Origin of the sequence: Streptomyces sp. NPDC101152 (assembly GCF_044768275.1) — a bacterium.
Classification (GTDB): Bacteria; Actinomycetota; Actinomycetes; order Streptomycetales; family Streptomycetaceae; genus Streptomyces.
In genome coordinates this window covers 340153-359923 of sequence record NZ_JBIWPO010000005.1, presented here as the reverse complement: position 1 = coordinate 359923, position 19771 = coordinate 340153, and the positions used below count along the sequence as shown (strand labels likewise).

Genomic DNA, 19771 nt, shown 5'->3' with positions numbered 1-19771 from the left:
GGCGTCTTCGGGTGGTCGCTCAGCGGCCGCTCACGAGAGACTTCCAGGACACCGGGAAGTCGAAGTAGGTGTTGGGGTAGGGCTCGGGCTGGTAGGTGTAGTGCCACCATTCCTCGGCGAGGTTCACGAATCCGAGCCCCTCCATGGTGCTCTTGAGCAGCAGGCGGTTGGCGTGCTGTTCGCCCTGGATACGCGGGTCGAGGGTGTGGGCGAGGGTGTCGAAGCAGTCGAAGCCGGTGCCCATGTCGACGGAGTTGTCAGGGAAGCGCTCCTCCTTGGGCGCGAAGCAGGGTACGAGCGGTTCACCGGGGTGATAGGGCCTGGTGGGTTTCGCGGGGAGCCTCACGATCGTGAGGTCCATCGTCGAGCCGCGGCTGTGGCCGGATTTCTCCGCGATGTAGCCGTCCGCGAACAGGCGGGTCTTGTCGACGCTCGGGTAGAACTCTCCTTTCATGGCCTGGTCGTCCAGGTCCTCGGCCCAGCGGACGAAGTGGTTCACGGCGCGCTGCGGCCGGTAGCAGTCGTACACCTTGAGGGTGTAGCCCTTGCGCAGGAGCCGCAGCTGGGCTCTGTGGAGGGCTTCGGCGGCCGGGCGGGTGAGGATGCAGACCGGCTGCTCGTAGCCGTCGATGCGCTCGCCGACGAAGTTGTGCGGAGTGAAGTAGCGCATCTCCTGGATGATCGTCGGATCCACGCTTCTCAGGGCCACGAAGTTCTTCGGCGCCTCGGGTTCGGTGCTCGCCCGGGGGGTCGCGGACGCGGCGGTCACGGTCAGTAAGGCGGCGAGGACGGTGACGAGACCGCGGACCGCGCTGGTGAGTCGTGTCATGTCTCCTGCACTGCCCATTTGGAGACGTCCGTGACACACTTCTGACGTTCCGTCAGGTACGGCGCCAGGGAGGGGCTTTGTCTCGGACACGAACACCCGTGGTCGACGGTTGGTTCGCCGGGGACGGTGACGGCTTCAGGCTTCTCGGCACCCGCTGCGCCGCATGCGCCTCGGTGTTCTTTCCCCGCGAGGACGTCCACTGCCGCAACCCGGGGTGTCCCGGCGGCGACCTCGAGGAGGTGCCCCTCTCGCGGCGCGGGCGGATCTGGTCCTACTCGGACAGCCGGTACCGGCCACCGTCACCCTATGTGACGAACCCGGAACTTTCGTGGGAGCCCTACGCGTTGATCGCTGTGGAACTGGAGGCCGAGCGGATCGTGGTGCTGGGCCAGGCTGTTCCCGGGGTCACCGTCGCCGATCTGACGGTGGGCATGGAGGTGGAGGTCGTCCCCGGCGTGCTGCACGAGGACGCGGAGACGACCTGGACGACGTGGCACTGGCGGCCGACGGGGGTGGGGGTATGACGGGCGAGGTTGCGGTGCTCGGTGCGGGGATGCACCCGTGGGGCAAGTGGGGCCGCAGTTTTGTCGAGTACGGAGCGGCGGCGGCCCGCGCGGCGCTCGCCGACGCGGGCGTGGAGTGGCGTGACGTCGGCGCGGTCGTCGGTGCGGACACGGTGCGCGGCGGCTATCCGGGCTACGTGGCCGGCGCGACGTTCGCGAAGGCGCTGGGCTGGCAGGGTGCGCGGGTGACCAGCGTGTACGCGGCGTGCGCTTCGGGGGCGCAGGCCGTCAACACCGCGCGGGCGCAGATACTTTCGGGTCTGGCGGAGGTGGTTCTCGTGGTGGGCGCGGACGCGGCGCCCAAGGGCTTCTTCCGGCCGGCGGGCGGTGATCGTCCCGACGATCCGGACTGGCTGCGTTTCCGTGTCCTGGGGGCCACCAATCCGACGTACTTCGGGCTGTACGCGCGCCGCCGCATGGCGGCGCACGGGGATACTCTCGAGGACTTCGCGCAGGTCAAAGTGAAGAACGCGGCCCTCGGCGCACTCAATCCCAACGCGCGCTACCGCAAACGGGTCACGGCCGAGGAGGTCGCCGGCTCGGCGGTGGTCGCCGATCCACTACGCCTGCTCGACATCTGTGCGACGTCGGACGGGGGCGCCGCGCTGGTGCTGTCCAGCATGGAGTTCGCCCGTCGGCACGGATTGGCGGAGCCGGTACGGATCCGGGCCGTGTCGACGGTGACTCCGCGCTACCCGAGCACCGTGCTCGATCTGCCGGACATCGCGACGGACTCCGCGGTGGCGGTGGAACCGGCCGCCGAGACGTTCCGCGCGTCGATCGCGCGCGCGGCGTACGAGGAAGCCGGCACAGGACCGGAGGATCTCTCCTTGGCGGAGGTCTATGACCTCTCCACCGCGCTGGAGTTGCAGTGGTACGAGGATCTTGGGCTGTGCGGCGAGGGCGAGGGCGCGAAGCTGCTGCGCGAGGGCGCGACAAGCCTGGGCGGGCGCGTACCGGTGAACACGAGCGGCGGGCTGGCCTCCTTCGGGGAGGCGGTGCCGGCCCAGGCCATCGCCCAAGTGTGCGAACTCACCTGGCAGTTGAGGGGGCAGGCAGGCGATCGGCAGGTCTCGGGGGCGAGCGTGGGGATCACGGCGAACCAGGGGTTGTTCGGGCACGGGTCGGCGGTGATCGCGGTGCGGTGAGACACGGGTTGCGCGCGAGGACGCCGAGGGTTGGGAAGCAGACACCTTCTCCTACGCTGCGTGATCAGCCAGGAATCCTGCGTGAACGTCTTATGAACTGGGCATGGGCGTGCGCCCGCGGAGCCATCATGCTCCCGTGCGCTCCTGGACGGACACTCTCCGCTTCGCCTTCCAACCGGTGGTCAACCTGACCACCGGAGGGGTCGCCGGGCTGGAGATACTCGCCCGCCCGGAGAGCGGGGACATCCTCGCCGAGGCCCGTCGGGACCCCGAACTCGACGGCGAACTGGCGGTGTCGGCGGTCCGGGCGGCGGCGCGCAGGGAGACGCTGCTGCCGCTGCACGTCAACGTGTTCGCGGGAACCCTCGCCGACCTCGGGGGCCTGACTCCGCTGCACGACGCCGTACGGCAGGCGGGACGGCTGCCGTGGGAGGTGACGATCGACGTCGGTCCGCCGTACACACATGTGCCGCAGCAGGCACTGCTCGACGCGGTGGGCTCGGTGCGGGGGCAGGGTTTCCGGATCAGCGCGGACGGCGTAGGGGATGGGGACGTGCCGCTGCGGCTGCTCACCGATCTCGGCCCCGACCTGGTGAAACTCGACGCCTCGCTGCTGGCCCGGCCGGCGGCGGTGCGGGCGATGCGAACCCTGTGCGAGGAACTGGGCGCGCTGCTGTCCGTCGAAGGCGTGGAGACGGAGCTGCAGTGCGCGTCGGCGGTGGCGGCCGGCGCGCAGCTGGCGCAGGGCGAACTGTTCGCACCCCCGTCCCGGCTGCCCGCGGCGGACGTATACGTTCCGCCCCGCTCCCCCGGTGCCCTGGCCCTGCCGCGGTCGGGGCCGTCCGTGCGCGAGTTCGTGCGGCCGGCCGCTCTGCTGCCCGCGACGGCGTCCGCCGGTCAGGTCCGGGCGCTGCTGACCGGTTCGCCGGAGGTGTCCGGGGTGCTGCTCGTGGACGCACACGGGGTCCCGCTCCGGTCGGTGCACCGCTCGCGCTTCCTGCTGTCGATGTCGGGACGCTACGGGCACGCCCTGTACGCCGACCGTCCCGCGGCCAAGCTCGGCGATCCGCCGCGGACCGTGGGCGTCGACGCCACCGCGTGGGAGGTGCTGGACGTGGTGGCGGTCGGTGCCCGGGACCGCACCTCGGACGACGTGGCCGTCGTGGACCGGTACGGGCGGTGTGTGGGCGTCGTACGCCTGGCGGACCTGGTGCGGGCGCTGGCCGAGAGCCGGATCGAGGAGGCAGCCGGACTCAACCCGCTGACCCGGCTGCCCGGGTCGGACGCGATCACCTCGGAGGTGGACCGGCGCATCGCCGACGGGCGGGCGTTCGCGCTCAGCTGGCTGGACGTGGACCACTTCAAGCAGGTCAACGACGGGGCCGGGTTCGCGGCAGGTGACGAGCTGATCCGGTCGGTGGGGCGGGCGCTGCAGCGGGCGGCGGCCGGGAGCATGCGCGTGGGGCACATCGGCGGGGACGACTTCCTGGTGCTCACCGATCCGGAGCGGCTCGATCCGCTGGCCGGCTCCGTGCTGGAGGTGCCCTGGTCGGCGGGCGGGCGGCGCGTCACGTTGTCACTCGCCACGGTTCTGTGCCCGCCGGGCAGCGTGGTGGACCACCGGGAGGCCGCGGCGGCTCTGGCACCGCTGAAGCAGGCCGCCAAAGCGCTGCACGGGGCCAGCTGGGTGCTGGGACAGGCAGGTCTGCCCGGCCATGAGGTTCTGCGCGGCTCGCGGGCGGCGCCCGCCCCCGCGGGCTGCGCGCCGGCGGAACCCGGCCTAGGCTGATCCTTGTGTCGCCCCCGCCCGAGCGTCTGCAGAGGGACGTCCTGGCGGCTGTCACCGTTGGTGTCCGCGACCTTGACGCTCCCAGAGCGCCGGTGAACACTTCCGGTGTCGGTCGACATCACCGTCCGTACACGGTGTAACCAGGCACACGCCGCGCGGGCCCCGCCTGCGGAACAGGCCCGATCCCCCACGGGCGATTCGGCTGCGACGGCTCGCTCGTCACCGCACCCTGCGTGCAGGGCAGGGGCCCAGGAGCCGCTTCAACGCAGCCTTCTCATCCGAGCAGCATTCTGAGGGAACGACGAAGGGGACGTCATGACGGACAAGTTCGTCGCCGCTATCGACCAGGGCACCACCTCGAGCCGTTGCATCGTCTTCAACCAGGACGGCGCGATCGTCGCCGTCGACCAGCGCGAGCACCGCCAGATCTTTCCCAAGCCCGGCTGGGTGGAGCATGACGCGACCGAGATCTGGTCCAAGGTGCAGGCGGTGGTCGCGGGCGCGATCGCCAAGGCCGGTCTGCGGGCCGACCAGCTCAGCGCCCTCGGCATCACCAACCAGCGCGAGACCACGCTCCTGTGGGACCGCGCCACCGGCAAGCCGGTGCACAACGCGATCGTCTGGCAGGACACCCGCACCGCCGCGCTGACCAGGCAACTCGGCGGGTCGGACGGACAGGACCGGTTCCGGGAGCAGACCGGCCTCCCGCTGGCCACGTACTTCTCCGGTCCCAAGGCGGCCTGGCTGTTCGACAACGTGCCCGGCCTGCGGGCCCGCGCCGAGAACGGCGAGATCGCCTTCGGCACCATGGACTCCTGGCTCATCTGGAATCTCACGGGCGGCACCGACGGAGGGCAGCACGTCACCGACGTGACCAACGCCGGCCGCACGATGCTGATGAACCTGGAGACTCTGCAGTGGGACCAGTCCATCCTCTCCGCGATGAACATCCCCGAGGCGGTCCTCCCCGAGATCAGGTCCTCCGCCGAGGTCTACGGCACCGCCATCGGCCAGCTCGCCGGCGTGCCGGTGGCGTCGGCCCTCGGCGACCAGCAGGCAGCCGTGTTCGGGCAGGCCTGCTACGACGTGGGCACGGCGAAGAACACCTACGGGACGGGCTCCTTCCTGCTGCTCAACACGGGCAACCGGCCGGTGGCGTCGAAGAGCGGCCTGCTGACGACGATGGGCTACAAGATCGGGAGTGAGGCGCCGGTCTACTGCCTGGAGGGGTCCATCGCGATAACCGGCGCGCTCGTCCAGTGGTTCCGCGACCAGCTCGGGATCATCCGCACCGCGGACGAGATCGAGCCGCTGGCGGCGAGCGTCGAGGACAACGGCGGCGCCTACATCGTCCCCGCCTTCTCCGGCCTGTTCGCGCCCTACTGGCGCTCCGACGCCCGCGGTGTCGTCACCGGCCTGACCCGATACGTCACCAAGGCGCACCTCGCGCGGGCCGTGCTGGAGGCGACGAGCTGGCAGACCCGCGAGGTCGTGGACGCCATGTACCAGGACTCCGGGGTGCACATCACCACCCTGAAGGTGGACGGCGGCATGACCAAGAACAACCTGCTCATGCAGCACCAGGCGGACGTGCTCGACGTGCCGGTGGTCCGTCCGAAGGTCTCCGAGACCACGTGTCTGGGTGCCGCGTACGCCGCCGGGCTCGCCACCGGCGTGTGGAACGACCTCGACGAACTCAAGGCCCACTGGCAGAAGGACGCCGAGTGGACGCCCTCCATGGAGGCCTCCGTCCGTGACCGGGAGTACCACAACTGGCGCAAGGCCGTGGAGAAGAGCTTCGGTTGGGAGGAGGAGAGCGAGAACTGAGCGCACGTACGCGCGCGTGCGTCCAGGGCCGCGGCCCGTACCCCGGTCGGTGGGGGTGCGGGCCGTGCGCGCCTCAGGTCGTAACGGCGTGGCGGCGCTCGGCCGCGATCGCCATCGCGTGCCGGACGACCCCGATGAGGATCTCCTTCACGGACTCCCGGTCGCGGGCGTCGCACAGCAGGACCGGTACGTCCTCGTCCAGGTCGAGGGCCTGGCGGATGACCTCCGCGGGGTAGCGGGCGGCGCCCTCGAAGCAGTTGACCCCGACCAGGAACGGTATGGAGCGCCGCTCGAAGTAGTCGACGGCGGCGAAGCAGTCCTCCAGGCGGCGTGTGTCGGCGAGGACGACGGCTCCGAGGGCGCCCTCGGAGAGCTCGTCCCACATGAACCAGAACCGCTCCTGCCCGGGCGTGCCGAACAGGTACAGCACCAGGTCCTCGCGCAGGGTGATGCGCCCGAAGTCCATGGCCACGGTGGTGGTCCGCTTGCCCTCCACACCGCTCGTGTCGTCGACCGGACGTCCGGCCTCGGTGAGCAGTTCCTCGGTGCGCAGCGGGCGGATCTCGCTGACCGCGCCGACGAGGGTGGTCTTGCCCACGCCGAAACCACCGGCCACCAGGATCTTGAGCGTGACGGGCTCGACCGGGGACTTGCCGCGCTCAGAACGCCCGAAGATCATCGATCTGTTCTCCTGCTTGATGGGTGGGGGGCGGCGGTGGGCCGTAGCCTCCGCCGCCAGGGGTTTCGATGACGAGTACGTCGCCGCGTCCGACATCCGCCGAATCGCTGCCACCGAGGCGGGTGACCGTGCCGTCGGCCCGCTCCACGCGGTTGGCGCCCAGCGCGCCCGGCTCGCCGCCTGCCATGCCGTACGGCGGGACCCTGCGGTGCTGGGAGAGCGTGGAGACCGTCATGGGCTCGTGGAAGCGGATGCGGCGCACAGCGCCGTCCCCGCCGGACCACCGCCCGGCGCCGCCGCTGCCGTGTCGGACGGCGAACTCGTCCAGCTGCACGGGCAGCCGCCACTCCAGCACCTCGGGGTCGGTGAGCCGCGAGTTGGTCATATGGGTCTGCACGACGGGCGCGCCGGGAAAGCCGTCGCCCGCGCCGGATCCCGAGGCGATGGTCTCGTAGTACTGGTGGCGCTCGTTGCCGAAGGTGACGTTGTTCATGGTCCCGGAGCCCTCGGCCTGGACGCCGAGCGCCGCGTACAGGGCGCCGGTGATGGACTGGGAGGTCTCCACATTGCCCGCGACGACCGCGGCCGGCGGTTCCGGCGCGAGAAGGGAGCCGGGCGGCACGACGATGTCCAGGGGGCGCAGACAGCCGTCGTTGAGCGGGATGTCGTCGGCGACGAGAGTGCGGAAGACGTACAGGACGGCCGCGGTGACCACCGCGAAGGGGGCGTTGAAGTTGCCGGACAGCTGTGGTGACGTCCCGGTGAAGTCGACGGTCGCGGAGCGGTTGTCGCGATCCACGCGCACGCGTACGCGGATGACTGCGCCGGAGTCGGTCTCGTAGGCGTACTCGCCGTCGTCCAGGGCGTCGATGACCCGTCGGACCGCTTCCTCGGCGTTGTCCTGCACGTGCCGCATGTAGGCCTGGACGACGTCGAGGCCGAAGTTCTCGATCATGCGGGCGACCTCGTCGACGCCCTTCTGGTTGGCGGCGATCTGGGCACGCAGGTCGGCGAGGTTGGTCCTGGGGTTGCGCGAGGGGTGGGGCGCCTCGGTGAGCAGACGCCGGGTCTCGTCCTCGCGGAAACGGCCGTGCTCGGCGAGCAGCCAGTTGTCGAAGAGAACACCTTCCTCCGCGATGGTGCGGCTGTTCGCGGGCATGGAGCCCGGGGCGATGCCACCGATCTCGGCGTGGTGGCCGCGGGAGGCGACGTAGAACAGAATGCGGTCACCCTCTGTGTCGAAGACCGGGGTGATCACGGTGACGTCGGGCAGGTGGGTGCCCCCGTGGTACGGGTCGTTGACGGCGTAGGTGTCGCCCGGCCGCATCGAAGTGCCGCGCCGCCGGATGACTTCCTTGACGCTGGTGCCCATGGAACCCAGGTGGACGGGGATGTGCGGGGCGTTGGCCACGAGGTTCCCGTCCGGGTCGAAGAGCGCGCAGGAGAAGTCAAGGCGCTCCTTGATGTTGACGGACTGGGCGGTGGACTCCAGCCGGGCGCCCATCTGTTCGGCGATGGACATGAAGAGGTTGTTGAAGACCTCAAGCAGAACCGGATCGGCTTCTGTGCCGAGATCGGAACTCTGTGTAATCACCGCGCGTTCCATCACCAGATGCCCGTCGTCTCGCGCCACGGCCAGCCAGCCGTCGTCGACGACGGTCGTCGCACTGGCCTCCGTGATGATCGCGGGGCCGGTGACGGTCCGGCCGGGAGGAAGGTGCTCGCGGCGGTGGAGGGGTACGTCTCGCCAGGTGCCGCCCGTGTGGAGGCGGACGGTGTCGGGGGCGGCGGGCCGGCCTTCGTAAGGGGCGAGGGCGGAGAGATCGGGGGGTTCGGTGATGCCGGTGGCTTCCACGGAGAGGGCTTCAACGACGACAGGGCGATCGAGGGTGAAGGAGTACGTGGAGCGGTGACGTTCCTCGAAGGCGTGACGCATCGTGTCGGGCTCGGTCAGCTCGACGGTGAGGGTGGTGTCGGTGCCGTCGTAGCGCAGCTGTGCACGGCGGGTGACCTCGATGCGGGTCGCGGGGACGTCCTCCGCGAGGAGTTCGGTGCTGGCCGCTGCTTCGAGGTCGTCGGCCGTCTCGAGGACGCCGGACATGGAGGCGGGCGCCAGGGGTGCCTCGACGGACTGTTCGCGCATGGCGGTGGTGTCGGCGAGGCCGATACCCAGGGCGGAGAGGACGCCGGCCATGGGCGGGACGAGGACGGTGCGGATGCCGAGCGAGTCGGCGACCATGCACGCGTGCTGGCCACCCGCCCCGCCGAAGGTGGTGAGGGCGTAGCGGGTGACGTCGTGGCCCTTCTGGACCGAGATCCGCTTGACCGCGTTGGCGATGTTCGCGACGGCGATCTGCAGGTAACCCTCGGCGACCTGTTCCGGTGTGCGGTCGTCGCCGGTGGCCTCGCTGATCTCGCGTGCGAGGTCGGCGAAGCGGTCACGGACCAGATCCTCGTCGAGGGGCTGGTCGCCGTCGGGGCCGAACACCCGGGGGAAGTGCGCGGGTTGGATGCGGCCGAGCATGACGTTGGCGTCGGTGACGGCAAGCGGTCCGCCACCGCGGTAGCACGCGGGGCCGGGGTCCGCGCCCGCCGAATCCGGCCCCACGCGGTAGCGGGAGCCGTCAAAGTGGAGGATCGAACCGCCTCCGGCCGCGACGGTGTGGATGTCCAGCATCGGGGCGCGCAGTCGGACACCGGCGATCTGGGTGGTGAAGACGCGTTCGTACTCGCCGGCGAAGTGCGAGACATCGGTGGAGGTACCGCCCATGTCGAAGCCGATGACCCGGTTGAAGCCGGCCAGCTGGGACATGCGGGCCATGCCGACGATGCCTCCGGCAGGTCCGGAGAGGACGGCGTCCTTGCCACGGAACTGCCCCGCCTCGGCGAGACCGCCGTTGGACTGCATGAACAGCAGCCGCACGCCCTCGAGTTCGTCGGCGACGTGCTTCACGTAACGCCGAAGCACGGGCGACAGGTAGGCGTCGACGACCGCGGTGTCTCCGCGGGGCACGAGCTTCATCAGCGGGCTGACCTCGCTGGAGAGCGAGATCTGCGGAAAACCGATGCGGGCGGCCAGCTCGCCCACGGCCTGTTCGTGCGCGGGGTGCAGGTGACTGTGCATGCAGACGACGGCGACGGCGCGGATCCCGTCGTCGTACGCCTCCTGGAGGGGTCCGGCGAGGGCGTCCAGGTCGGGGGCGCGCAGGACGGTGCCGTCGGCGGCGGTGCGCTCATCGACCTCCACGACCCGTTCGTGGAGCAGCTCAGGGAGTTCGATGCGCCGGGCGAAGATGCGCGGGCGGTTCTGGTAGGCGATGCGCAGGGCGTCGCGGAAGCCGCGGGTGACGACCAGGAGGGTGCGTTCACCCTTGCGCTCCAGGAGGGCGTTGGTGGCCACCGTCGTCCCCATGCGGACCGCCTCGACTGCCTCGCCCGAGCCGTCCAGCAGTGCACGCACCCCTGCCACGGCCGCGTCGGAGTACCGCGCGGGGTTGTCCGACAGCAGCTTGTGCGTGAGCAGACGCCCGTCCGGGCGTCGCGCGACGATATCGGTGAACGTGCCGCCTCGGTCGACCCAGAACTGCCAGCCTGTCACGTCAGTACCCCGCTTCCGCGCCGCTCACAGCGCCCGGAGGCCGTTGATCACGTCGCGCAGAATACTCTCGTCCACCAGCTCGGCCGGGGGTACGGGCCGGTTCACATGGACGAATTCCGCGTCCACGAGGTCGCCGACCAGCACTCGCACCACCCCGATGGGCAGATCGAGCGAGGCGGCGAGCTCGGCGACCGACTGGGGGGTGTCACGGCACAGGTCGACGATGTCCACGTGCTCCGGGGACAGCGTCACGTCGGTGTCCGGGTCGTCCGCCTGAGGCTCCGCGACGACCACCGCGATCAGGTCGAGGCGGTGCTGGCCCGGACTGGAGGTGCGGCCGCGCGTCATCGCGTACGGACGCACGACCGGTCCGGCCTCGTCGTCGAACCAGTGGCTTCTTCCCCGACCCTCAACGCTCATGACATCCCACTACCCGCCCGCGGGCAGATCGGTGCGCGGAGCGGTGCCCAGATGCACGCCGACCCGCTTCACGAGCAGCGTCATCTCGTACGCGACCTGGCCGACGTCGGAGTCGGCGTCCGAGAGGACGGCGAGGCAGCTGCCGTCACCGGCGGCCGTCACGAAGAGGAAGGCGTCGTCGAGCTCGACGACGGTCTGCCGGACGTTGCCGGCCTCGAAGTGCCGTCCGACGCCCTTGGCGAGGCTGTGGAAACCGGAGGCGACCGCGGCGAGGTGCTCGCTGTCCTCCCGGCTCAGGTCCCGGGACACACCGGTCGGCAGGCCGTCGCCGGACAGGACGAGGGCCTTGCGGATGCTCGCGACGCGGTCCACCAGTTCGTCCAGGAGCCAGTTGAGCTCGCCGGAGTTGGTCGCGGTGTGGCCGGTCGGCTTCGGTGCGGTCATCGACCGTCCCCCTTTGTCGTTCCGTGTGGTGCTGTGCCGCTGTGGGCGTTGTCGCCTGCGGCGTTCTCCTCGCGGCCGCGTTGCCAGCCGCGCTGGAGCGAGGCCATACGGCTGCGTACCTCGTCGGCGTCCCGCTCCGCGAAGTCCGGGTTGTCCTGGGGGCGCCTCGGGGCGCTCTGCTTGAGCTGCGGTGCCAGATTCGCCTGGCGTACCCGCCGGGGCAACGGGCTCGTTCCCGGGCTCCCGTCGCCACCCCCTGCGATCGCCGGTCGAGCGCGCGTCGGGAGGACGGGAGCCTGCGATGCGTCCGCGTGGCCGTCGGGCGCCTGGGCGGCGGCGGGTTCACCGAGCCCGTCGGAGCCGCCCGCTCCCGGACCCAGCGGCGAGGCGCCGCGGCGACGGGTGGGCAGCGGCGGGGCGCCGTCCTGGCCCGGCCGAACCGGTCCGCCCGACATCAGGCTGTCGTCGGCCCTGCGGCGGGAGGGCAAGGGTGCCGCGCTCGGCGGTTCGGCGGACGGCTCCCCGGGGGTCGTCGGGCCCCCTCTCGCGTCCTCTCGGCGTGAGCGCTGCCCGGTGACCGGGCGGCCGTGGGAGCTGACCAGCTTGGGCACACCGCGCCTACCCAGCGGGAGGGGGGCGCTCGTCTGGTCTTCCGCGGTGTCGCGGGCCGACTGGTGGCTGTCGGCGTCGCCGGGGAAGGGATCGCTGTGCCGGACTGTCGTCTCGTCCCGTGTGAGGGCGATGGAGCGGCGGGGACGGAACAGTCCGCCTTCCTCGGCGTCGTCGTCGAGCGCCCCCGGGAAGTCCTCGACGGCGTCGAGGTCGACGGGGGCCTCCAGCTCCACCGGACCGTCCAGGAGGGAGGCGGGCAGGCCGGGCAGCTGCGCGGACGCGCTCCGGCGGCTCTCCTCCAGCTCGGCCTCCTTCGAGGGGTGGGGCCGGTCGAGACGGAAGCCGATGCCGTTGGTGTCCGGGACGTCGTCCGTCAGCAGGGCGTCCGGAATGAAGACGACGGCGGTGGTGCCGCCGTACGGGGAGGGCTGCAGGGAGACGCGGACGTTCTGCCGCTGGGCGAGCCGGCTGACCACGAACAGGCCGAGCCGGTCGGTGTCGGACAGTTCGAACTCCGGTGTCTCGGCGAGCCGGAGGTTGGCGTCCAGCAGCGCGTCGGCCGCCATGCCGAGGCCGCGGTCGTGGATCTCCAGGGTGAAGCCGTTGGCGACCCGCTCACCCACCACCTGGACGGCCGTGTGCGGCGGGGAGAACACCGTGGCGTTCTCCAGGAGTTCGGCCACGAGGTGGGTGAGGTCGGCGACGGCCGGGCCGGTGACGGCGACCCGGGGCAGTCGGCGGACCTCGATGCGCTCGTAGTCCTCGACCTCGGCGACGGCGGCCCTTACGACGTCCATCAGCTGGACGGGCTTGCGCCACTGCCGGGAGGGAGCGGCGCCGGAGAGGATCACCAGGCCCTCGGCGTGCCGGCGCATACGGGTGGTCAGGTGGTCGAGGCGGAAGAGGTCAGCGAGCTCGTCGGTGTCCTCGGTCCGCCGTTCCATGCTGTCGAGCAGGGTGAGCTGCTTGTGCAGCAGGACCTGGCTGCGCCGGGCGAGGTTGACGAACACCTCGGAGACGCCCGCGCGCAGTTCGGCCTGTTTGACGGCGGCCTCGACGGCGGCGCGGTGCAGGGTGTTGAGGGCCTGGCCGACCTCGCCGATCTCGTTCTTGTCGTACTCGAGGTGCGGGACCTCGGTCTCCACGTCGACCTGTTCACCCGCGGACAGCCTCCGCATGACGCTCGGCAGCCGCACACCGGACGCCTCATGGGCCTCGAGGCGCAGTTGCCGCAGGTCGCGGACGAGGGTGCGCCCGACACGCACCGACAGGAACAGCGAGAGCAGCAGGGCGACGAGGCCCAGGACGCCGGCGACGGCGGCTTTGGCGATGACCCTGACGGCGACCGGGCGGACGCGGTCCTGATAGCGGTCACCCGCCTGGTCGTTGAGGGTGCCGAGCCTGTCGAGCACATGGCCGGCGGCGGTGTCCCAGCTCTGCGCGGTGACCTCGCCCGGCCTGCCGGAGGTGGAGGAGACGGCGGCCTGTTCGGCCACGCGCAGCGGGGCGGTGGTGGCGTCCTTCCAGAACCGCGTGTAGCGATTGCTCTCCGCGGAGGGCAGCAGCGGCAGGTTCACGTCGTACAGCAGGCCGCGCTGGGCCACGAGATCGGTGATGTCCCGTATCTCGCCGCGCGAGAGCTTGCCGACGATCAGGGAGGAGCCGAGCAGGGCGTCCTCGCGGGAGAGGAGTTCGCGGGCGCGAGCGAGGTTGACCAGCGCGCGGTACTGCTTGTCCATCTCGACGTTGTCGACGACGTGCAGGTTGGCGAGCAGGACGTAACACGGGTCGACCAGGCGGTTGTAGAGGTCGAGGGCCTGGGCTCGGTCGACGGTGCCGTCCTCGATGCTCCGGCGCAGGGCGTCGAGGCCCTCGAGGGAGTCCAGCACGGTGGACAGCCGCTCGCCGGTGGCCTGCCCCATGGCGTCGCGGACGTCGGGGTTCCTGGAGTTCTGCCGGATCTCGGCGACGGCCTTGTCCGTGGCGGCCCGGCTGCGCCTGAGGTCCACGAGGCTGTCGGAGGCCCGCGGGTCGGCGAGGTAGACCAGGGACTGCCGCCGTTCCTGTTGCACGACCCGGACGGTGTCCTCGATCGGGTAGGCGACCTTCTCCACCACGTCGGAGACGCTGAACAGGTCCTCTGCCTGACGACCTGTTAGCACCGTGGCGAAGCCCCAGATCGCCGTCAGGGACACCAGCGGCACGAGAAGCAGCGCCACGATCTTCCGGCGGATGGACTTCCCGCGAAAGCGCATGGCCTCCCCCAGCTCGACCCCCGCCGGCCGGGGGTACACATGTACGTCAACAAACGGCGCGAGCCTACTACCGACACACAGGTAACTCGAAGAGCCGTCCGGAGGCTGAACTTCCGCACGGGCGACGAGACATGGCGAGTTGTCCGGTCATGGGGGACATCGCCTCCCTCGCGGTCCGCCCGGTGACGGGAACTCATCCCGCCGGTGCCTGCCGCCTATTGGCCGAATTTTGTCGTTCTTTGGGAATCTTCGCGACGCGTCGTTCGTCCTTCTCTACGGGAGATGGGGGCGGAATCGGCCACACGAGCCGCATCCCGCACCCTCGGCGGCGTAAAACAGCGCAAGCCGGGCAGCCACTGGGGAGCCGTGCCGTCCGGCACGGGGCGAGCGGTCTGCTGGCGGTGGGGAGTGACACGGTGATGGGCACGGCGGAGCGGCACAAGACGCAGGGGGACGGCGTGAGGGCGAGCCTGGTCGAGGAGCGGGGCGCGCAGGCACCGGATCACGACATTCCGGCAGCCGGACGTGAGGTCACGGTGGAGCGGGAAAGGCGGCGTGACCGGCCACCCGCCCGTCCGTTGTGGGTCGAGGAGCCGGCACGGCGGCGCCGGCTGCCCGATCCGGTGCGGACGGCGGCGGTGCGGGCGGTGCTGATCATCGCGGTGACGCTGCTCCAGGCGATGGTGGCCTTCCTGTGCACCATGGCCGGGTCCTGGCTGGCCTTTCCCATGGTCATCAGCAGCATCGCCAGCACGGTGGTGGCCACCTGGGGCGCCCTCGACGTGTGGGTGACCCGCCAGGTGTGGAACCAGCGCAACGGCGTGGTGTCGACGCCGAGCAGCACGGCACGGGCCCTGCGGCGCGAGCGTCGCCGGGCCCGGCGCCAGGCGAGGGTCGCCGAGCGGGCCGAGAAGCGGATATCCCGGCAGGGCGGCACCGGGCAGCTGTCGCACTCCTGAGACCGTCGCCCGTCAAGTGGCGCTGGGTGCGGGCCGTTTGAACATCCGTGTCGCCGTGATCTCGCTGTGCACCGCCTCGCCCTCGCCGGCCGGTGCCTGCTGGGGCAGCCCCGGCCGGAGGTGTTCCTCCACGCTGATGTACTTCAGCCCGGCCCGCAGGTCGGCGTCGTTGCGCAGCCGGATGACCAGCGGGAACTCGGCCAGCGCGGTCGTGTCGAACAATCCGGTGGTGTACAGGAGCTGGACACCCAGCGCGTCGGAGACGGCCCGCTGGAGTTCCAGCAGGTAGGTGGCGTTGGCGCGGCCGATGGGGTTGTCGAGGAAGAGCGTGCCGGCGTGCCGGTGCCTGTCGCGTCCCCGGTCGTTGGAGCGCAGTGCCGCCATGGTGCAGTACAGCGCGATGGCGGCGGTGAGCAGCTGGCCGCCGGAGAACACGTCGCCCATCTGGCCGACGGGCACGCGCTCGGCGCGCAGCACGGCGTCCGGTTTGAGGATCTCGACGGCGACGCCCTTGGGCTGGAGCGCGGCGGCCACACCGCGCAGCAGCAGGGACATGCCGTCGCGGCGCAGGTCGGAGTTCTTCTTCACGGCGGCCCGGGTCGCCTCGTCGATGACCTCGCCGAGCCGTTCGGTCAGGGTGGCCTGATCGGGTTCCTCGAAGCGGATGCGCAGGAACTCCTGACCCGACCACTCGCCGAGTCCCTCGGGCAGCCGGGACAGCCGCTGGGCGGAGCGCAGGGTCGCCAGCGCCGACTCGACGAGACCACGCAGCCGGTCCACGATCGAGTCGCGGTTGCGCTCCAGTTGAGCCAACTCGTCGGTGAGGACCCGCAGTCGGGGTGCGAAGGCGTCCGACCACTTCTGCGCGTGCTCGGGCAGCGCGGAGGTCGGCAGCTCGCGGATCTGCTGGCGGGCGGGGGTGCGGACCTGTTCGTAGCGGGTGGAGTTGGCGTGCCGGACGAGGACGTCGCTCGCCTCGCGGACGGCGGTCTCGGCGGCCGAAAGATCGGCGGCGCAGCCGCGCAGCGACCGGCGGGCCTCTGCCGCCGACTGCCGGGCCTCCTCCAGGCTGCCCGGGTAGGGCTCCGGCTCCTCCTGCTCGTCCTCCATGGAGTGCTCGCGCAGCAGGTCCCGCAGCATCGCGGCGGTCTCGTCGAAGCCGCCCGCCGCGTCCTCGGCGGCGCGGTGGGCGTCGAGCAGCTCGCTGTGGGCCTCCCGGGCCTGGGTCAACGCCTCGGTGCGGGAGGCCAGTTCGGTCGTCGCCGTACGCAGGAGGGCCTGGGCGTGCTCGGCGTCCCGCGGCTGCAGTTCCTCGGTCAACTCGGTGTGCGCCTCGCCGTCCTCGGGGGCGTGCCGTTCGGCCTCGCCGCGCAGCCGGCCCAGCTGCTCGCTCGCGCTCGACATCCGGGTCTCCAGGAGCTGCACCAGCTCCTCGGCCCGGGCGGCAGCCGCCTGCCGGGACGGTCCGTCGGAGCCGTCCGGCGACTCCAGCAGCTGCTCCGCGCGGGTGCGGACCTTGTTGCTGAGCCGGTCCAGGTCGGCGCGGGCCGCACTCTCGTCGCTCTCCGCTCGCGCCTGCTCGGCCCGCAGGTCGGCGCCGACGCCGACCTTCTCGTACACCTGGGACGCGGCCCGGTAGGCCTCCCGCAGGGCGGGCAGGGACGCCCTGGGGGCGTCCGGGTCGGCGTCCGGTACGTCGTCGGGGGCGCCGGCGATCTCCGAGCGCTCGGCACGCAGCGCGCGTGCGGTGCGGCGGGCGTCGTCGGCGGCCCGCTGGGCGGCACGCCGGTCCTCGTCGGCGGCGCGGGCGCGTTCCAGGCAGGCCTGGGCGCGGGCTTCGCACTCGGCGCCGTCGTCCGCCAGTTCGCGCAGCTTCACCTGCCAGCCGGCCCGCTCGCGCAGCCGGAAGGCGAGCCCGGCGAGGGCGTCGGCGGCCCGGCGGGCCTTCTGCGCGGCCTCCTGCCGCTCGTCCCGCACCTGCGCGGCCTCGGCGGCAGCCTCGTCGGCCTCGGCCCGTACGGTGCGGGCCTCGGCCAGCTCTACCTCGGCCTCCTCGGCGAACAGGCCTGCCTCGTGCGCCGCCTGTGACAGCTCGAGGAGCCGCCCGGCCGGGCAGCCGGTGCGCCAGGAGGCGAGACGGGCCGCCAGCTCGCGGTCCTTGCCGAGGCGGGCCGCGAGTGTGCGGATCTCCTCGTCCCGTTCGGCCGCCCGAGCTCGCAGCGTCTGCCGCTCCTCGTCGGCGGCGTGCTCGTCGTGCATGGCCGGGTTGGGTGGCACCAGGAAGACGTCCGTGCCCTGGGTGTCCGGGGCGGGCGTCGGCGCGAGCAGGGCGGCGGCGGTGCCCACGGCGACGGCGGACCGGGGCAGCAGTGCCGCGTCGGTCAGCGCGTCGCGGGCACGCGCGTGCGTGGCGGGGTCGGTGATGATCACACCGTCGACCAGTTCGGGTCGTGCGGCCAGCACGCGGGCGTGGTCGGCCGGGTCGACGGCCTGGGCGAGGTAGCGCCAGCCGGGCAGGGCGGGGATGCCGTGCTCGCCGAGGAACTCGACGGTGGCCAGCACGTCCGGTCCGGGCGGCAGCAGCCCGCCGTCGCCGAGCGCGGCGAGGATCCGGGAGTCGTCGGCCGCGGCGGTGCGCAGCTCGAAGAGCTGGCGTTCGGCAGCGGACACCGAGTCGTCGAGCAGTTCCCGCAGTTCGTCGGCGAAGCGGTCCAACTCCTCGGGGGTGAGGGCGGGTTCAGCGTGCTGGGACGCCTCACGGGGGTGCGGTACGGAGGACCTGGGGCGCCCGCCGGTCAGGCTCAGCAGCTCCGCCAGCCGCTCCTCGGCCGCCAGTGACTCGGCGGTACGCCGCTCGGTCTCGTACGAGCGCCGGGTGGCCGTCGCGGCGTCGGCGGCGCGGGCGGCCGTCAACTCGGCGCGGGACTCGGCGGCAGCCGCCTCGCGGGCGTGTTCGGTGGCCTTGCGGGAGACCTCACGGGCCGTGTCCCAGGCGGCGACGGCGGTCTTCTCGGCGTCGCTGGCCGCGAGCGCGGCGCGGGCCGGGTCGGCGTCGGGCGCGCTGTCGTCGAGCCAGCCGGCGCGCACGGCCTCGGTGGTCTCCTGCTCGACCTCGGTCAGGCGCTGGCGCAGGTGGCCGATCTCGCTGCGCGTGCGTTGTGCCTCCGTGGCGGCGGCGGTCGAGTCACGGTACGCCGACTCGCTGACCTCCTGGAGGGCGGCGGAGCGCTCCTCCTCCTCGTTGGCGAGGGTCTCGGCGCTCTCGGCGGCCGCGTGCAGGGCCCGTACGAGGTCCACGGCGGCCTTGGCGCGGGCGGCGAGGGCCGGGGCGGCATCACGCTCGGCCTCCTGGATCGCGGCGGCCACGCGGGCGACGCGGTCGGCGGCGGCGCGGTGGCGCAGCACGGCCTCGGCGGCCTGCCAGGCGGAGTGCAGGGTGCGCGCGTCGGCGAGCTCGCGCTTCTGCCCGGCGGCGGACTTCTCCGCCGCCGCCAGAGCCAACGAGGCGTTGCGGTAGGCGAGTTCGGCGGCGATCCGCGCGCTGCGCTCCCGGGCCGCCTCGGCGTGCGTGACCGCGTACGCGGCCGCGGTGACCCGCTGGGCGAGGTCGGCGGCCCGGACGCGTTCCCGCCCGCCCCGCGCCGACAATCTGCGGGCCAGGGTGCGGGTGCGGCGTTCCGCACCCGCGTGGATGTCACGCGCACGCGCGCGTGCCTCGGCGGCCTCGACGATCCGGCCGAGCAGGTCCACCGAACCGGCGGTGAAGTCACGTTCGGCCATCAGCTCGGCCCGGCGGCCCAGCTTGTTGCCGAAGCCGCTCACCAGGTCGGCGAGCCCGTCGGTGTCCCGGGTGTCGGTGACGGCGCGCAGCAGCAGGTCGGTGAAGTCGGAGTCCTTCTTGACCGCGAAGAGGCCGGCCGCCTCGCCCTCGTCGGCGTTCATCTCCCGCTGGTAGCGGAAGAGTTCAGGATCGAGGCCCAGGTCGGTGAGGTGTTCGATCCACCGGTCGTGGATCTCCTCCCAGTGCACCTCCAGGTGCGGGTACGCCTTGCCCGCCTCGGTGATGGCGTCCCGGAAGCCCTTCATGGTGCGCCGACGTCCCTGCGCGCCCGACTGGCCCTCGACGGGCGGGCGTACGGAGGTGGCCTCGGCCACCGGCAGGTTGTCGAGGGACAGCCCCGGCCCGGGCCGGAACGAGTACCAGGCCTCGGCGAACTTGCGCGGGTCGTTGGAGACCTGGCGCCCGCGCCACTCGCTGACCTTGCCGACGACGACGCACTCGCCGGTCAGCGTGTGCTGCCATTCCAGGGCGACGTGCCCGCAGTCGTCGGCGAGCAGGAACTTGCGCAGCACGCCGGAACTCGCGCCGCCGAGCGTGTTGCGGTGGCCGGGCAGCATCACGGAGAAGATCAGCTTCAGGAGCACCGACTTGCCGCCGCCGTTCTCCAGGAAGAGCACGCCGGCCGGCGCGGGCCGGCGTGGCGGGCCGACGGGTTCCTCCTCGAAGAACTCCGCCTGGGTGGGCGCGGGGTCGGGCACGGGTTCGCCGACTCCCCGCAGGTCGAGCACGGTGTCGGCGTAGCGCGCACCGGCAGGACCGATGGAGTAGAGGCGGACCCGGGACAGCTCGTACATGGCGGACTCTCGT

At 71.9% G+C, this 19771-nt stretch carries 12 protein-coding genes; 5 read left to right on the top strand and 7 right to left on the bottom strand.

Annotated features, from left to right (window positions below):
• Positions 1-19: 19 nt before the first annotated feature.
• Complete coding sequence (locus tag ACIRVK_RS09715; protein WP_404244917.1) at positions 20-829, bottom strand: M15 family metallopeptidase; 810 nt, start codon at positions 827-829, stop codon at positions 20-22.
• 98 nt (positions 830-927) lie between these two features.
• Here ACIRVK_RS09715 and ACIRVK_RS09710 point away from each other — a divergent pair, with 98 nt between their 5' ends.
• From ACIRVK_RS09710 to glpK, 4 genes are all read left to right on the top strand, one after another.
• Entirely contained in the window at positions 928-1353 is a 426-nt protein-coding gene (locus ACIRVK_RS09710; protein ID WP_404244949.1) for a Zn-ribbon domain-containing OB-fold protein, read from the top strand.
• A complete protein-coding gene (locus ACIRVK_RS09705; protein WP_404244915.1) occupies positions 1350-2540 on the top strand; it encodes a lipid-transfer protein in 1191 nt (396 codons plus the stop codon). The genes ACIRVK_RS09710 and ACIRVK_RS09705 overlap by 4 nt, the downstream gene beginning before the upstream one ends.
• A gap of 136 nt (positions 2541-2676) precedes the next feature.
• Positions 2677-4329, top strand: a complete 1653-nt coding sequence (locus ACIRVK_RS09700; protein WP_404244913.1) for a GGDEF domain-containing protein — start codon at positions 2677-2679, stop codon at positions 4327-4329.
• 315 nt (positions 4330-4644) lie between these two features.
• On the top strand, positions 4645-6156 hold the full coding sequence (gene glpK / locus ACIRVK_RS09695) for a glycerol kinase GlpK (protein WP_404244911.1): 1512 nt from the start codon (positions 4645-4647) through the stop codon (positions 6154-6156).
• A 73-nt stretch (positions 6157-6229) separates the two neighbouring features.
• Here the strand turns inward: glpK and ACIRVK_RS09690 are convergent, their stop codons facing one another.
• From ACIRVK_RS09690 to ACIRVK_RS09670, 5 genes are read right to left on the bottom strand one after another with little or no spacing between them, the layout of a single operon-like run.
• Positions 6230-6835, bottom strand: a complete 606-nt coding sequence (locus ACIRVK_RS09690) for a GTP-binding protein (protein WP_404244909.1) — start codon at positions 6833-6835, stop codon at positions 6230-6232.
• Entirely contained in the window at positions 6816-10433 is a 3618-nt protein-coding gene (locus tag ACIRVK_RS09685) for a hydantoinase B/oxoprolinase family protein (protein WP_404244907.1), read from the bottom strand. The genes ACIRVK_RS09690 and ACIRVK_RS09685 overlap by 20 nt, the downstream gene beginning before the upstream one ends.
• A gap of 24 nt (positions 10434-10457) precedes the next feature.
• On the bottom strand, positions 10458-10853 hold the full coding sequence (locus tag ACIRVK_RS09680) for a DUF742 domain-containing protein (RefSeq protein WP_404244905.1): 396 nt from the start codon (positions 10851-10853) through the stop codon (positions 10458-10460).
• Positions 10854-10862: 9 nt separating this feature from the next.
• On the bottom strand, positions 10863-11297 hold the full coding sequence (locus ACIRVK_RS09675) for a roadblock/LC7 domain-containing protein (RefSeq protein ID WP_404244903.1): 435 nt from the start codon (positions 11295-11297) through the stop codon (positions 10863-10865).
• The gene (locus ACIRVK_RS09670; RefSeq protein ID WP_404244901.1) at positions 11294-14164 is read right to left on the bottom strand and encodes a nitrate- and nitrite sensing domain-containing protein; all 2871 of its coding nucleotides are present in this window, start codon (positions 14162-14164) and stop codon (positions 11294-11296) included. Before ACIRVK_RS09670 ends, ACIRVK_RS09675 begins: the two co-directional genes overlap by 4 nt.
• Positions 14165-14583: 419 nt before the next feature.
• On the opposite strand from ACIRVK_RS09670, the gene ACIRVK_RS09665 reads away from it, so the two are divergent.
• Positions 14584-15123: a hypothetical protein gene (locus ACIRVK_RS09665; RefSeq protein WP_404244899.1), complete on the top strand. Its 540-nt coding sequence runs from the start codon at positions 14584-14586 to the stop codon at positions 15121-15123.
• Positions 15124-15135: 12 nt separating this feature from the next.
• On the opposite strand, the gene ACIRVK_RS09660 is transcribed toward ACIRVK_RS09665, so the two are convergent.
• A complete protein-coding gene (locus ACIRVK_RS09660) occupies positions 15136-19758 on the bottom strand; it encodes a hypothetical protein (RefSeq protein ID WP_404244897.1) in 4623 nt (1540 codons plus the stop codon).
• Between the last annotated feature and the right edge of the window lie 13 nt (positions 19759-19771).

Bases quoted from the DNA above. Each gene is read 5' to 3' on its own strand.
- ACIRVK_RS09665 (WP_404244899.1), top strand. From the start codon at position 14,584: ATGGGCACGGCGGAGCGGCACAAGACGCAGGGGGACGGCGTGAGGGCG.
- ACIRVK_RS09660 (WP_404244897.1), bottom strand. From the start codon at position 19,758: ATGTACGAGCTGTCCCGGGTCCGCCTCTACTCCATCGGTCCTGCCGGT.
- ACIRVK_RS09705 (WP_404244915.1), top strand. From the start codon at position 1,350: ATGACGGGCGAGGTTGCGGTGCTCGGTGCGGGGATGCACCCGTGGGGC.
- ACIRVK_RS09690 (WP_404244909.1), bottom strand. From the start codon at position 6,835: ATGATCTTCGGGCGTTCTGAGCGCGGCAAGTCCCCGGTCGAGCCCGTC.
- ACIRVK_RS09715 (WP_404244917.1), bottom strand. From the start codon at position 829: ATGACACGACTCACCAGCGCGGTCCGCGGTCTCGTCACCGTCCTCGCC.
- ACIRVK_RS09680 (WP_404244905.1), bottom strand. From the start codon at position 10,853: ATGAGCGTTGAGGGTCGGGGAAGAAGCCACTGGTTCGACGACGAGGCC.
- glpK (WP_404244911.1), top strand. From the start codon at position 4,645: ATGACGGACAAGTTCGTCGCCGCTATCGACCAGGGCACCACCTCGAGC.
- ACIRVK_RS09670 (WP_404244901.1), bottom strand. From the start codon at position 14,164: ATGCGCTTTCGCGGGAAGTCCATCCGCCGGAAGATCGTGGCGCTGCTT.
- ACIRVK_RS09675 (WP_404244903.1), bottom strand. From the start codon at position 11,297: ATGACCGCACCGAAGCCGACCGGCCACACCGCGACCAACTCCGGCGAG.